This window comes from Lentilactobacillus kosonis, assembly GCF_003864335.1.
Classification (GTDB): domain Bacteria; phylum Bacillota; class Bacilli; order Lactobacillales; family Lactobacillaceae; genus Lentilactobacillus; species Lentilactobacillus kosonis.
Genome location: NZ_BEXA01000003.1, coordinates 316,427 through 330,237, shown reverse-complemented (window position 1 = coordinate 330,237; position 13,811 = coordinate 316,427). Strand labels below are relative to the sequence as shown.

At 36.6% G+C, this 13,811-nt stretch carries 11 protein-coding genes and 3 pseudogenes; 9 read left to right on the top strand and 5 right to left on the bottom strand.

The window, feature by feature from the left end; all coding sequences use genetic code 11:
- Window positions 1-24: 24 nt before the first annotated feature.
- Complete coding sequence (locus tag NBRC111893_RS07050; protein WP_125008510.1) at window positions 25-921, bottom strand: GH25 family lysozyme; 897 nt, start codon at window positions 919-921, stop codon at window positions 25-27.
- Between the two features lie 357 nt (window positions 922-1,278).
- On the opposite strand from NBRC111893_RS07050, the gene NBRC111893_RS11850 reads away from it, so the two are divergent.
- From NBRC111893_RS11850 to NBRC111893_RS07030, 4 genes are all read left to right on the top strand, one after another.
- Window positions 1,279-2,934 (top strand): YfhO family protein, encoded by a 1,656-nt coding sequence (locus NBRC111893_RS11850; RefSeq protein ID WP_160114461.1) that lies wholly within the window; start codon window positions 1,279-1,281, stop codon window positions 2,932-2,934.
- A gap of 20 nt (window positions 2,935-2,954) precedes the next feature.
- Window positions 2,955-3,869, top strand: coding sequence for a YfhO family protein (locus NBRC111893_RS11845; protein ID WP_369689712.1), 915 nt, complete (start codon window positions 2,955-2,957; stop codon window positions 3,867-3,869).
- Between the two features lie 197 nt (window positions 3,870-4,066).
- A complete protein-coding gene (gene gnd, locus NBRC111893_RS07035) occupies window positions 4,067-4,972 on the top strand; it encodes a phosphogluconate dehydrogenase (NAD(+)-dependent, decarboxylating) (protein ID WP_125008507.1) in 906 nt (301 codons plus the stop codon).
- Window positions 4,973-5,149: 177 nt separating this feature from the next.
- Complete coding sequence (locus tag NBRC111893_RS07030) at window positions 5,150-6,319, top strand: acetate/propionate family kinase (RefSeq protein ID WP_125008506.1); 1,170 nt, start codon at window positions 5,150-5,152, stop codon at window positions 6,317-6,319.
- A gap of 113 nt (window positions 6,320-6,432) precedes the next feature.
- Here NBRC111893_RS07030 and NBRC111893_RS07025 read toward each other — a convergent pair whose 3' ends face one another.
- Window positions 6,433-7,458, bottom strand: coding sequence for an aldose epimerase family protein (locus NBRC111893_RS07025; RefSeq protein ID WP_125008505.1), 1,026 nt, complete (start codon window positions 7,456-7,458; stop codon window positions 6,433-6,435).
- 232 nt (window positions 7,459-7,690) lie between these two features.
- Here NBRC111893_RS07025 and NBRC111893_RS07020 point away from each other — a divergent pair.
- The 5 genes and pseudogenes from NBRC111893_RS07020 to NBRC111893_RS11840 all read left to right on the top strand — a co-directional run bounded on the left by NBRC111893_RS07020 (window position 7,691) and on the right by NBRC111893_RS11840 (window position 10,897).
- Window positions 7,691-8,346, top strand: a pseudogene (locus tag NBRC111893_RS07020) (histidine phosphatase family protein).
- Between the two features lie 53 nt (window positions 8,347-8,399).
- A pseudogene (locus tag NBRC111893_RS07015) lies at window positions 8,400-9,925 on the top strand (ABC transporter permease/substrate-binding protein).
- Window positions 9,926-9,927: 2 nt separating this feature from the next.
- On the top strand, window positions 9,928-10,515 hold the full coding sequence (locus NBRC111893_RS07010; RefSeq protein ID WP_225417649.1) for an ATP-binding cassette domain-containing protein: 588 nt from the start codon (window positions 9,928-9,930) through the stop codon (window positions 10,513-10,515).
- Window positions 10,512-10,781: a hypothetical protein gene (locus NBRC111893_RS11355; RefSeq protein ID WP_225417646.1), complete on the top strand. Its 270-nt coding sequence runs from the start codon at window positions 10,512-10,514 to the stop codon at window positions 10,779-10,781. Before NBRC111893_RS07010 ends, NBRC111893_RS11355 begins: the two co-directional genes overlap by 4 nt.
- Window positions 10,766-10,897, top strand: coding sequence for a hypothetical protein (locus NBRC111893_RS11840; protein WP_261341433.1), 132 nt, complete (start codon window positions 10,766-10,768; stop codon window positions 10,895-10,897). The genes NBRC111893_RS11355 and NBRC111893_RS11840 overlap by 16 nt, the downstream gene beginning before the upstream one ends.
- Here NBRC111893_RS11840 and NBRC111893_RS11350 read toward each other — a convergent pair.
- The 3 genes and pseudogenes from NBRC111893_RS11350 to NBRC111893_RS07000 all read right to left on the bottom strand — a co-directional run bounded on the left by NBRC111893_RS11350 (window position 10,888) and on the right by NBRC111893_RS07000 (window position 13,717).
- Window positions 10,888-10,995: a hypothetical protein gene (locus tag NBRC111893_RS11350; protein ID WP_225417674.1), complete on the bottom strand. Its 108-nt coding sequence runs from the start codon at window positions 10,993-10,995 to the stop codon at window positions 10,888-10,890. The two genes, NBRC111893_RS11840 and NBRC111893_RS11350, sit on opposite strands and share 10 nt — an antisense overlap.
- A gap of 11 nt (window positions 10,996-11,006) precedes the next feature.
- Complete coding sequence (locus NBRC111893_RS07005) at window positions 11,007-12,227, bottom strand: dihydrolipoyl dehydrogenase family protein (protein ID WP_225417645.1); 1,221 nt, start codon at window positions 12,225-12,227, stop codon at window positions 11,007-11,009.
- 81 nt (window positions 12,228-12,308) lie between these two features.
- A pseudogene (locus NBRC111893_RS07000) lies at window positions 12,309-13,717 on the bottom strand (MFS transporter).
- Window positions 13,718-13,811 lie beyond the last annotated feature (94 nt).

The following is a 13,811-nucleotide window of genomic DNA, read 5'->3' as shown; positions in this document are numbered from 1 at the left end:
TGAATTCTCCTTTTTGACGGTTAATTAATGAACGTAAGATTTATTGGCAGTAATGTAGTTTCCATTTGCTAGTTGGAATCTATAAGCATTACCGTCTGATTTAACAACGTTAGTTACTGATAGACTAGTACCAGCAGCGACTTTTTTAATGCGATTTTTGAAGTTTTTATCTGAGTACTGGTAAATAGCTTTGGTAGTGGTAATTTTTTTACTAGTAGGCAAGTTAGTGAAGTAACTAGGAGTTACATGGGCACTAGACGTGCTGTACCAATTAGCAACTTTACTGGTTAAAACCCTGCTTAAATCAACGTTACCAGTGATTCCACTTACGCGACCAGTTGATGTATATTGCCATAAATCGGCCTTAACATTTGGCTTAGTAGAGTAGTTAGCAATCCATGAGCCATCGAATTTTGAATAGTTAATTTTATAAGTATTTACATAGTTTTGGTATGAATAATAAACTAATGGTTTATTGGTTAGTGAACGCATCGTTGATAACCAAGCGTTAACATAGCTTTGTTCACTGCCTTTGCCTTTACGATGCTCGTTATCTAAAACATAGAAGCGAGCATTTTTGCTGCTTCGTTTATAGAAGTCACGAGCTTCTTTCTTAGCATCGGCAACGCTACTGAATTCAGCGTATCCATATTGGCCAAATGGAACCTTATATTTATATGCTCCAGCAGCATTTACATCTTTTTTAGTATCAATACTAAAGTCAGCGTCACCGTTATCTCCGTGTTGAACTCGGATAATTGCCATCTTTAGTTCTTTTGAAGCTTTGCTCCAGTTAATGTTTCCTTGATACTGAGAAACATCTGCGATTTTAGTTTTGCTAGCGTATGCAGTAGTTCCCAAGGTGAAGGCAGCTATTGCTCCCATAAATAGGCCAGCAACTTTTTTAAAATTAATTGTCATGTAAGTGATCCTCCTCTAAAAGATACAAAGAGTATTATATGAGATTAATGCTACTAAACAATATCAAGGTCATTTCATAATTGTTAAAAATGATTGCAGATTAGCAAAAAGGTTGCGGATTACTTATAAACCAAGATTTATTAAGTTGATAAATGGTTACTGATGAGGGTGAATTTCTTAAAATTCGTTACAAATTTTGTAAATTATGGGTTTTATTAGTCAATTGTTTCAATATTAGTTAATAATGTAATATAAGGTTGGCCATTTTAGTTAACAGATTATTCAATTTTGCAGTATTGTTCGCGAAAATTATCAGTTACAATAAAAAGGCACTGAAAAAATAGAAAGAGTTTTATGATGATAACGAATAAATTAAGTGAGAAGAAAACATTTTATCTAATGGCAATCATTATTCCGATGGTTGTTTTAACGACAATTTTTTTAATTTTACAAATTAGTCCGTTTGGGCCGAAGAATTTTATGATTAGTGATTTATCTACTCAATATCTGCAGTTCTTTACAGAATTGCGTCGGCAATTATTACACCTACATTTTTCAAGTTATTCATTTTTGGTTTCGATTGGTGATAGTGTTGTGCCAATTTATTCTTATTATTTACTAAGTCCGTTCAACTTGATAATCGTGTTCTTTAAAAATGCCCAGTTACCGATGGCAATCGACCTGATTATTTGGTTGAAATTAATCTTCGCTAATTTTTCAATGAGCGTGTTTTTGGCTAAGAAATATCAAAAATATGATTTAATGGCCATCGCTGCAGGAGTTGCATATGGTTTATGCGGTTTTGCAGCTATGTATTTCTATGATTTAATGTGGCTCGATGCGTTGATTATGTTACCAATTGTTGTATACGGACTGGAGAAGTTGGTTAGCAATAATCGGGTCTGGTTATATGTATTGGCACTGACGTATACAATTGTTACTAATTATTATATGGGTTACATGATGTGCATATTTATGGTGATGTATTTAGGCTATCTGTTGATTAATGAAAAACCTGATGGAATTAAGTTTAGTAAGTTTATTGCCACTAAAAAGCAATTAATTGGCAGATTTAGTTGGTATTCCCTGTTAGCTGGCGGATTGTCTGCGGTAGTGCTTATTCCAACTGGGATTGCAATGATGACCACTGGTAAGGGGAGTTTTGCCCTTAAAAATTTCCTGCCCATTGTTTGTTTTGGACCGAGTGCCTTAACTAACTTGGGAGTGGGGGCTAATAATTTTAATGATCGATTATTTCATGATCCTAGTTTCTTTAGTGGCACAGTTTTTATAATTGGCTTAATTGGTTATTTTTTATCTAAACAAATTAATAAACAAAGTAAACGGGCAGCCGGTTTTATTTTGACTACCGTAATTTTAGGTATGTGGATCCTACCATTTAATACCATTTGGCACATGCTGCAACAGCCAGCTGGGTTTCCATTTAGAATGGTGTTTATGCTCAGCTTCTTAATAATTATGTTTGGTTTTGAAGCCTATACTAAGAATGTTTTTACAAATCGTAAAGTAGTATTTACAGCGACTAAGTATGTTGGCATTAGCATAGTAATTGGTTATATAGGCGCCAATATATTTAGTGAGCTACTACATAATTTTGGCTTTAATAATATTAAATATTCCGTGAATAATTGGCATTTACTAGTTGGATTTGGCTTTATTTTAGTTACGTCACTGTTAATGATGGGAATCCCTTCTCAATCAAGAATAAAAAAATATTTATTATGTTTAACGGTTGTTTTGGAAATGGGAATTAATTTCGTATTAGCATCTGGTGGTGCAACTTTTATTAATCAAAATGATTATGCTAAAGCATATACTTACAGTGAGCGAATAATTAAACGTGATAATGCTAATAGTATTGCTGATGGTCGAGTATATCGATCCTTAGTTGTTAATCAGCCAATTAGATCTTTATATGTGAATCCATATTCTGGCTACAATGATTCATTAATTTTTCAAATCGGGGTATTAGTTCGTATAGCTCAACGTTAAATTCGCAAACACACCATGTTTTGGAGAGCCTCGGCTTTTCAACAAGAAATATTCGACGAATTGATATGCTTGGGGGAACCGAAGTTACTAATCACTTGTTGGGCATACGAAACATTGTGGCAATTGGCAATAACCAAATTACCGCTAACCACGATATGAAAGCTGCACCTATTGGTTTTATGGTTAATGATGATATTCAAAATTTAACCTTTGAGAAAAATATGGTGTTTAAAAACCTAAATCGAGTTGTACAAATTGAAGCGGGAAATGAGTATCAATATTTTAAAGCTCCTAAATTAGTGTCATTAAATAGTATTGATAAAGATGGCGTTCATAATTATAAGTTGATCCTTAAAGCTCAAACTTCAGGGTCACAGTATCTATATATCCCCAAAATAAGACTAAGTGGAGTTAGTATTTCAGTAAATGGCCAAATGATTCCGCCAATCTACAGTGGTTTAGGGACAGAGGTTATTCCGTTAGGAAATATTCGAGCTGGTCATAAATTTAGTGTACAGATTACATCACCTAATTCATTAACGGGAGTAGAAAATGACTTTGCGGGTCTAGATAATCAGGCATTTAACCGCGATGTTGTAAATAGACCAATTAGCACTTTGAAATTTGATAAGCCTAAAGAAATTAACTACCAAGGGGACAATTTTAAGGGTAATATTAATGTTACGCAAAATAACCAAACGTTATTTATGAGTATGCCGTTTGACATGGGTTGGCATATTGAAGTTAACGGCAAACCAGGTAAGGTTATTAAGGTGGCCGATGGATTGATGGGAATTAAATTACATCCAGGCAATAATCGACTGCATTTTAAATATGAAGCTGCTGGCCTCAAATTAGGTATAGTATTATCGATTGCTACTCTGGTATTAGTTGTAATTACTGAATTAGTAAGGGTTAGACGACACAAAATGTAAATTTATTTCAAAATCTGTCAACACCTGTAAATATTTATTAAGAAAGAAAAACGCCTATAAATAGGCGTTTTTGTCTTAAATGAAAAGTTTTTTTGAATTTTTTTCACTTTTCCCTTGTGAAAATTATTTTCAAATTATATAATCATACTTGGAAGTATTTAAAGATGATGTTTTATTAAGAACAGGAGACAGAGAATATGCAAATTGGTATGATTGGTTTAGGTAAAATGGGTCTTAACCTAGTTAAGAACATGCTTCGTAACGGAAATGAAGTTGTTGCATTTGATTTGAACGCTGAAAACGTTCGACTTGCTGAAGAAGCGGGTGCAATTGCTGCTACAAGTAATGAAGATCTTGTAAGTAAATTACAAGCTCCTAAAACTGTTTGGATCATGGTTCCAGCTGGTAAACCAACCGACTCAACTGTTGAAGAATTAGTTGGCCTACTTTCATCTGGCGACTACTTAATTGATGGTGGTAACTCATTCTACGAAGATTCATTACGTCATAATGAAATCGCTGCTGCTAAAGGAATTAACTTCTTCGATTGTGGTACTTCAGGTGGTAAAGATGGTGCCTTGAACGGTGGTAACTTCATGATTGGTGGCCCAAGTAAGGAAGCCTTTGATCACTTAGTACCTTTATTTGAAGGAATCTCACAAAAAGATGGTTACTTATACACTGGTAAACCAGGCTCAGGTCATTACCTTAAGATGGTTCACAATGGTATCGAATACGGTATGATGGAAGCTATCGGTGAAGGTTATGACGTTCTTCAAAACAGTCAATTTGAATACGATAATGAAGCAGTTGCTAAAGTTTGGTCACACGGATCAGTTATTCGTGGATGGCTAATGGAACTTGCTGAAGAAGCCTTTGCTAAGGATGCAAATTTGGATAACATTACTGGTGTTATGCACTCATCTGGTGAAGGTAAATGGACTATCCAAGAAGCCCTTAAACTTGGTGTTCCAGTTCCAGTTATTGCTAACTCATTGTTTGTTCGTAACTACTCAGAACAAGATGACACATTTACTGGTAAAGTTGTTTCATCATTGCGGAATGGTTTTGGTGGCCACGCAATGGACATGAAAAATAATTAAAATCAACGACAGCATCTCATTAATGAGATGCTGTTTTTTTATGGGTTAATTTAATTTTGATCAAAAATTGTTTAGATTTTGAACTTTTGAAAAGTTCAATGTAAGCGTTTTTTCATTATAGCGAATTTATGGTTTAATATAGATATCATAATCTATATTAAAGGGGATCAGAAGACCATGAAAATATTGATTGTTAATGCAGGAAGCTCATCGTTGAAGTTTAAACTGTTTGAAATGCCTAATGAGGATGTCTTAGCGGCCGGTGAAATCGAAAGATTGAATATGCCAGGTTCAAAGGTCAAAATTAAGTATGGTGATGGTCAAGTATTTAAAGATCAACAAGACAATATTAGTTATGAAAGATCCGCCGGGATTATGTTGAACCGTTTAAAGGATCTCAATGTAATCGATCACCTTGGTGATATCAAATTAGTTGCCCATCGAGTTGTTGCAGGGGCCAATGATTTTGATAAGGTGACTAAAATCACGCCTAAAACTTTACGCCGAATTGTTGAATTAGGAGAAATTGCCCCAATTCATAATCCAAGTGAAGCCAAGTATATTGATATTGTGACGTCGATTTTACCTGAGGCTACTCAGTATGCGGTTTTTGATAGTGCATTTTTCCATGATGTGCCCGCCATGAATGGTCAGTATGGTATTCCCCACGAATTAACTGAGAAATTTGGGATACAGCGGTATGGAGAACATGGAATTAATCACACTTACATCACTCAAGAGGCGATGAAGATGTTAGGGACTAATCAGGCCGACATAGTGACCCTTCATTTGGGCTCAGGAGCGTCAGTTGCTGCTGAAAGAGACGGCAAGTGTTATGACACTTCAATGGGTTACACGCCAATGAATGGTCTTTTAATGGGGACTAGAGCCGGAGATGTCGATCCTGCATTGGTTCCATATTTAATGAAACGAATGGGCGCTTCAGCTGACGAAGTAATTGAAATGTTTAACGAACGTTCAGGAATGCTTGGGGTTTCCGGCATTTCTTCAGATATGCGAGACTTAGAAGAGTCCTCTGATCCCCAGGCCAAATTAGCATTAGATATGTTTTTGAATCGGGTAATTAAGTATGCTTCATCGTATATCACAGAATTAGATGGGGTCGATGCAATCGTGTTCTCTGGTGGAATTGGTGAACATGATGAATGGGTCCGTTCAGAAGTATGTAAGAAGCTTCGCTGGTTTGGAGTCGAGCTAGATGAAGAGAAAAATAAGGCGCAAGAACCAGGTGATTTAAGTTCGACTGATTCTAAGGTTAAGGTATTCTTGATTCCAGCCGATGAAGAAATTGCAATGGTAAGGGACGTTTATGCATATCAGAAATAACATGTATAAGTGCAGCTTGAAGCGTACTAATCAATGTTAAAATAGAAAGTCAGCGATTCCCATTTCGGAAAATCGCTGACTTTCTATTATTAATTAATTTGCAATAGCGAGAGTTAGAATTCAGCCTTGTATGAAATTTCATAGCTTCGTTCTTGATTGGCTGGCAATAAGATATCCCCAAAATCATCATGGTTAATTGCATCTGGTAAATTTTGAGCTTCAAGAGCAATGGCCATGTACTTGGTGCCAATCCCATAATTCTTAAATGTGAGGGAACTTAAGTCGTCTGGGGTGAAGGCGACCAAACCATTTCGAGCTGATTTAATGGTAACCTTTCGATTTGATTCAGGATCAGTAAGTACTGCGATTGGTTCACTAGCTTGATGATCATTGATTACGAAAACATCGTCAAAGTCGCTACCAGTTTGGGCCCGTTTCTTTTCAATTGAATCTCCTAAGTTGTGAGTATCTTCAAAGTCAAACGCGGTCGACTTGACGTCCAAAAATTTGCCATTTGGGGTTTTGTCATCCTTGTTTAAGTCCAAGTGGCGATCGGCGTTGATTTGTAAGGTATGGTTAAGAATGTTATCAGTATTACCCAAGTTAAAGTAGATATGTTGAGTGGGGTTAAAAATAGTGTCAGCATCACTATTGGCAGTATATTTAATCTTTAGCTCGTTGTCGTCACTTAATGAATATTCAATAGTTGCATCTAAGTTTCCAGGAAATGAGTCAACGACAGTGTCAATATGCTTGGTAAGGATGACTTTATTATCATTAATTGAGCCATCCCAAACAAAAGAAGAAAAACCATGTTTACCACCGTGAAGGTTAGTTTCCCCTTCATTTTGATCAAGATGGAAAGTCTTGCCGTTTAATGTATAAGCTCCCTTAGTGATTCGTCCAGCAGTTCGTCCGACTGCCATACATAAGTAAAATGGATTATCTAAGTAAGTTTCAGCAGTTTCAAAACTCAGAATAAGATTATGTTTTTCACCGTTATTCGTAGGAACGAGAAATTCGTATAGGGTACCTCCTAAGGTTAAAACAGAGATTGAAACGTCATTTTTATTAGTAATCGTATATTTAATAACAGGGGTTCCTTGATAAGATCCAAAAGCTTCTTGTTTAACTGTCATATTGATCTCCTTGTTTATCATAATCAGCTTTATGAAAACGCTTAACTATATTATAATTCTTATTAAACCAAGTGTGCAATGCCATGGCTGAACTTACGTAAATAAATTTCACAAAATTTACTTTGATTGATCTAACTGAATATTTGCTTTAGTTCACAGACTAACTACATGCATTGATTATTAATTAGTTTATAATTGAGATAAGAAACTCAGAAAGTGGGGATGATTTGAGATGACTGTAACTGCTTATATGGTTCGCCATGGTCAAACATATTTAAACTATTACAACCGAGTACAAGGATGGATTGATTCACCATTAACTGATAAAGGAATCGAAGATGCGAAGAATGCTGGTAAACGTCTAAAGGATATTCCATTTAACGCTGCATTTAGTAGTGATTCAGGAAGAGCAATCGACACAGCTCGACTAATCTTGAAGCAAAATCCTAATAATATGAATATTATTAGTTATCAATACCCTGAATTACGAGAACAATTTCACGGGTACTTCGAAGGCAGCGACTTAAGCCAAATGTGGCAATTCGTCGGGGTCCAAGTTCAAGAGACCACTGAAAGTGAAGTGCTTAAAACTTTGGCTTGGAACGGGCTCGGGATTTGATTCACCGAGCAGATTTGTATAATCATGCTGAAAACAATGCAATGTTTTGGGAGCGACTGAATTTTGGTTTTGACAAAATCAGAGAAAACACTAATGATGATGATAAAATCTTAATCGTATCCCATGGAATGACCATTCGTTCAATTGTTGATCGCTATGCTCCGGAATTAGATATCGGCGAAGCTACGGCTAATGGTAGTGTAACTAAGTTGATTATTGACGATGATGACATTAGCGTAGAATACTTTAATAATCTTGGTGAAGTTTAACTAAGTAAAAAAGACCAGTTTTCTGGCTTTTTTTATTTGTAAGGAGTGACGAGATGAGTACCTTGTTAGCAACATTAGCCGAGAGACGAGATGATTTATGGCAAGCGACTGGTCAACATATCTGGTTGTCAGTAGTTTCACTTTTAATTGCCATTATTATCGCGGTTCCATTGGCTATTTCAGTTCAGAAGCATAAACGGTTAGCTGAATTATTAAATCAGATTGCAGGGATTTTACAAACTATTCCTTCTTTAGCTCTGTTAGGATTACTGATTCCACTAGTCGGGATTGGTCAAGTTCCCGCAATTATCGCTTTGGTAACTTATGCAATTTTTCCAATTTTTCAAAATACTTATGTTGGATTATCATCCATTGATAGTTTGCTTGAAGAAGCAGCCGATGCGTTTGGAATGACACGCTGGGAAAAGTTAAGAAGATTTGAATTGCCAATCGCGATGCCAGTGATTTTAACTGGGGTTCGTCAGGCAATGGTGCTGATTGTTGGGACCGCTACCTTAGCTGCTTTGATTGGTTCTGGTGGTTTAGGAACGTTCATTTTATTGGGAATTAGTCGAAATAATAATTCACTAATTTTGATTGGTGCCATTGCTTCGGCTATGGTTGCGGTTATATTTAGTGGCCTAATCCAGCTATTGCAGCGGGTTAAGATACGAACTCTCCTAATATCATTAGGCGTAATAGTGATTGGCTTTGCAGGATTTGAGACTTATCAAGGGTTCCAAAAGCCCCAGCAACAAATCACAATTGCTGGCAAGATGGGATCAGAACCAGAAATTCTAATTAATATGTATCAAGACTTGATTAAAGATAGTAATCCAAATGTTCAAGTTACGTTAAAACCTGATTTTGGACAAACTAGTTTCTTGTTTAGCGCGTTAAAATCTGATCAAATTACTATGTATCCAGAATTTTCTGGGACGGTGTTACAAGGATTAGTGAAGGATAATCACTCAGTGCAAGGAATGACTGCATTGAAACTCTATCAAACCGCTAAGAACGATTTGAATTCACAGTTTAAGATGACGTTTTTAAAACCAATGAAGTATAACAATACGTACGCGTTAGTAGTGAAAAATCATTCGCTAAGAAGTATCATCTAAAAACGATTTCTGACTTGAATCGGATTAGTAGCAAACTGCATGCTGGATTTGATTTGGAATTTATTGATCGCAAAGATGGCTACAAGGGAATCCAGAAGAAATATGGGTTAAATATAAAGTATCAATCGATGGATCCAGATCTACGTTATGAAGCCCTTAATAAGGGTGCAGTTAACATTGCTGATGGATACTCGACTGACTCACAAATTCGTCAATATCATTTAATTGTATTGAAGGATGATAGGAATTTATTCCCAATTTACCAAGGAGCACCACTGATGAAGAATAGTTTTGCTAGGAAAAATCCTAAAATTGTTAAGGCTTTGGATAGACTAGCAGGACAAATTAGCGAATCTGATATGCAACAAATGAATTATGAAGTTAACGTTCAAAAGCGTTCGGCTGCTGCTGTTGCTAAAGACTATTTGGTTGCTCATCACTTGATTGGAGGGAAATAATTATGGCAGAACCAATTTTAGAGTTTGATCATGTTAGTAAACGATTCGATAACCAAATGAGTGTTGATGATATTTCCTTTCAAGTTAATGAGGGCGAGTTCTTTGTGCTAGTCGGTGCCTCAGGGAGTGGGAAAACAACGACCCTTCGAATGATTAATCGACTGATTGATCCATCATCTGGACTAATCAAGCTCCGTGGTAAAAACAGCATGGATTACAATTTGAGAGAATTAAGAATGTCTATTGGTTATGTATTGCAGGGAAGTGCATTATTTCCTAATATGACGGTTCAGCAAAATATCACACTAATTCCAGAAATGCGGGGGCAATCCAGCAAGACAGCTTTATCATTGGCTGAAGAATTATTGCAGGAAGTTGATATGGATCCCAAGCAGTATTTATCAAAATACCCTAAAGAGTTATCTGGTGGTGAACAGCAGCGAATTGGAATTCTTAGAGCGTTTGCAGCAAATCCGCAACTTATTTTGATGGATGAACCCTTTAGTGCTTTGGACCCAATCGCAAGACGACAGCTACGTAGTTTAGTTAAGCAAATCCACGAAAATACTAATAGTACTATTGTTTTGTGACCCATGATATGGATGAGGCTTTAGAATTAGGCGATCGAATTGCGGTAATGCAGTCTGGTAATTTAGAACAGGTTGGAACACCTAGTGAGGTGGTAACGGCACCCGCTAATGATTTTGTGGCTCAGATGTTTGCTAATTCGTTGGCTTATGATATTTATGGTGTGTATTTAAGCAAGCTTAAGCTCTTAGGCTACTTAACGGAAACCAAAAAATCACTGCAGCAGTCCCAAAAATTAAGGATACCGCCACAGTGGGGGATGTTTTAAAAATTATTAATGATGCTGGTGAAGTCGAAGTTGATTCTGAAGACGGATCAATTGCCTATCTTAATCAAACTGAATTGTTAAGAGGCATGAACGACTTTCAAGCATATCAAAGATAATATGTTAGATCCGAAGCAGGGGTTGGATAAGCTAAAATCTGACTAGCAGCTACTTGCTTATCAGCATGCTGATTGATTTCAAATGTAAGGTAATTGATGATCTCATCAGCTATCTTCGACAGTACTGTCGCGCCGACGATGGTGCTGTTTTTTTGTCTAAAATAGTGATCACAACTGCATCATGGTCTTGAATGCGGTTAAAGGTATACCACTCACCAGTTTGAGCAGTTTTCACTAAATACATGTCAGGATTCTCCTGGGCATCGCTGAGGGAGACTCCAGTTGTTGCAAGCTGTAATGATGAATAGACAACTTGTGGGATGGCAGGGTAATTGATTGGTTCATTAGTTGAGTTTAAAATTCGTTTGGCAACGTAGGAACCTTCAAATGATGCAACAGGCGTTAACTTAGGAACCGGTTTAGTGGCAACATCACCAATGGCATAAATATTGGGATTAGCGGTTTCCATGAACGCATTCACCTGAATTCCTCGGTTATCAAAGGTAATGCCAGTAACTTCCAAATTCAACGAGTCTAACTGAGGTTGTCTTCCCATTGATGTGAACACTTCATCAACTTCAAGACTAAAGTCATCGTTACCAATTAGTTCATAGTTACCGTCGGCCTTTTCTTGAATACCACTGATTTCAGTATCAAAGTGGAAATTAACGCCATGGTTAGTCATTGAAGTAATCAACTTTTTAGTTAAGTCGGCCGGATAAGCTTTAAGAATTCGGTCATTATGTTGAATTAGGTGAACTTCTGATCCTGATTCAGCAGCGATATTAGCTAATTCAATACCAACGAATCCGCCACCTAAAAAGGCGATCTTTTTTGGCAGGTGAGGCATACTTAAAAAGTCTGTGCTAGTATGAATGAATTCACATCCGGGCATCTGTGGGATAACTGGATGTAAGCCAGTTGCTAAAATTATTTTATCCGCTTGATAGATAGTTTCGTTAACTTCCACAGTATTTTGATCAATAAACTTAGCCTGACCGTGCTCAGTGAGAATGTTAGTAGATTTAAGTCCTGCAAGGGTTCCTGAAGGAACCTTTTCAGTATAACGAGTCTTGAAGGCAATCAGTGATTCCCAGTCAATTTTGGAATCACTAGTCAAGCCAACGGCAGCCAAATCGGTTGTCTGTTGTTTCGTATGAACAACACTGTACAACATTTTTTTGGGATCACATCCGCGGTTGGGACAGGTTCCACCCCATAAATCATTTTCAATTACTAAAACTGACTTAGTAGAGGCAAGCTGATAAGCGGCAGCTAAGCCACCTGGTCCAGCACCGATGATAATTACATCGACTTGTTTATTTCCCATATGAATTCCTCCAGACAAATAGTTCTTAATAGTATTTTAGCACGATATTTTTTGGATAACTGTATTTCAGAACTGACGAATTTAAATTGAATTAGTCCTTAATATTTTTTGAGCCCGAGTGGAAAAATTAATAATGGCCGAAATTGTAGCAATAATACCTAAAGTAACTAGAGTTACAAAAGCGATTCGACCACCAGCGACGGTTCGAGAAATAAAGCTACCTGCACCGTTAAGCTGTGCATTGGATAGAGTAGCGGCTAGAATACCAACGCCTAAGGATCCCGCAAATTGTTGAAGCATATTAAAAATAGAATTAACGTCAGGGCTGTTTTCTGGTTTTACTAAAGTAGTGGCATTACCAATAGAATTAGCGAATGCCATATTAAAACCAAAGCGTAAAAATACATACAAAGCAGTTACTAATGCGATATTAAGTAAGTTTTGTGTAATTAAGTATAGAAAACTACCGATTGTGACAGCAGAAGTACCGATAATGATGGGCATTGCGTATCCACGCGAATCCGCCAACTTACCTGCAAAGGGGGATGTAAATGCCCCAACTAAAGCTCCTGGCAATAAAATCAACCCGGAAATTAGCGAATTAGTATGGAGAACGTACTGACAATATACTGGAATGAGAAAAGATATTCCGATATTAATAAATTGTAGAACGAAGTAAGTAATGGTTGATAAGGTAATGTTTAGTGATTTGTAAATTGAGAAATCAAATAACTGAGAATTCCCATGTCGGTTGGTAAATAGGGTGATAATAATGGCAATAACTCCAATGAGGATTGGAATCAGTGAATTGATGCTAAACAGTCCAACTGATCCGCTTTCGCTGACGCCAATTATGATACTAGTAAATGCAATGGTTAGAAATATTAAACTGGTAATATCAAATGATTTGCTGGTTCCAGAGTTTTCTAGATCAATATAAAAGTAACCAAGAATTAAACTGACAACGACAATTGGTAAAATTAGCCAAAAATCATGCGCCATGAAAGTGTGGTTGCAACTATGCCACCATAGGTTGGCCCTAGGGCGGGAGCAAATGAAATTACCATTCCGGCAATTCCTGTCATAGTCCCAATTTTATTCTTAGGAATCTTGGCGAAAATAATTTGATACATGATGGGGGTTGATAATCCAGTAGCAACTGCTTGAATGATACGGCCAATTAATAAGGTCGGAAAATTAGTGGCAATAGCACATAAAATATCACCGATAATAAAAGTGCTAGCAGCAAAAATCAAAAGATTTTTTGCCGGGTACTTTTTTAATAGAAATGCAGTTGTGGCCATGACTAGCGTAACCATTAATAAATAGCCGGTAGTGATCCATTGTAGGACATTTAGAGAAACTGAGAACTGTTTGGTTAGTTCCGGAAAAGTTACATTCATTGATGTTTCAGTTAAAATTCCGGTAAATGACAATAGTGCTGCAGCAAAAATTGCTAAATATGTTTTTCTTTCAATTACTTGATTCAAATAAACAACTCCTTAATATTAGTTGGCTTTATAACGCTAGTTTACGCTATTTTGTTAACTTATTCTAAGTAGAATAAGTTCATAAAAACTGAAA

Coding starts and splice junctions, on each gene's coding strand:
- NBRC111893_RS07025 (WP_125008505.1), bottom strand. CDS start 7,458: ATGACAGTTAAACAAGAAGCTTTTGGATCTTATCAAGGAACCCCTGTT.
- NBRC111893_RS11850 (WP_160114461.1), top strand. CDS start 1,279: ATGATAACGAATAAATTAAGTGAGAAGAAAACATTTTATCTAATGGCA.
- NBRC111893_RS07030 (WP_125008506.1), top strand. CDS start 5,150: ATGAAAATATTGATTGTTAATGCAGGAAGCTCATCGTTGAAGTTTAAA.
- NBRC111893_RS07050 (WP_125008510.1), bottom strand. CDS start 921: ATGACAATTAATTTTAAAAAAGTTGCTGGCCTATTTATGGGAGCAATA.
- NBRC111893_RS07010 (WP_225417649.1), top strand. CDS start 9,928: ATGGCAGAACCAATTTTAGAGTTTGATCATGTTAGTAAACGATTCGAT.
- gnd (WP_125008507.1), top strand. CDS start 4,067: ATGCAAATTGGTATGATTGGTTTAGGTAAAATGGGTCTTAACCTAGTT.
- NBRC111893_RS07005 (WP_225417645.1), bottom strand. CDS start 12,227: ATGGGAAATAAACAAGTCGATGTAATTATCATCGGTGCTGGACCAGGT.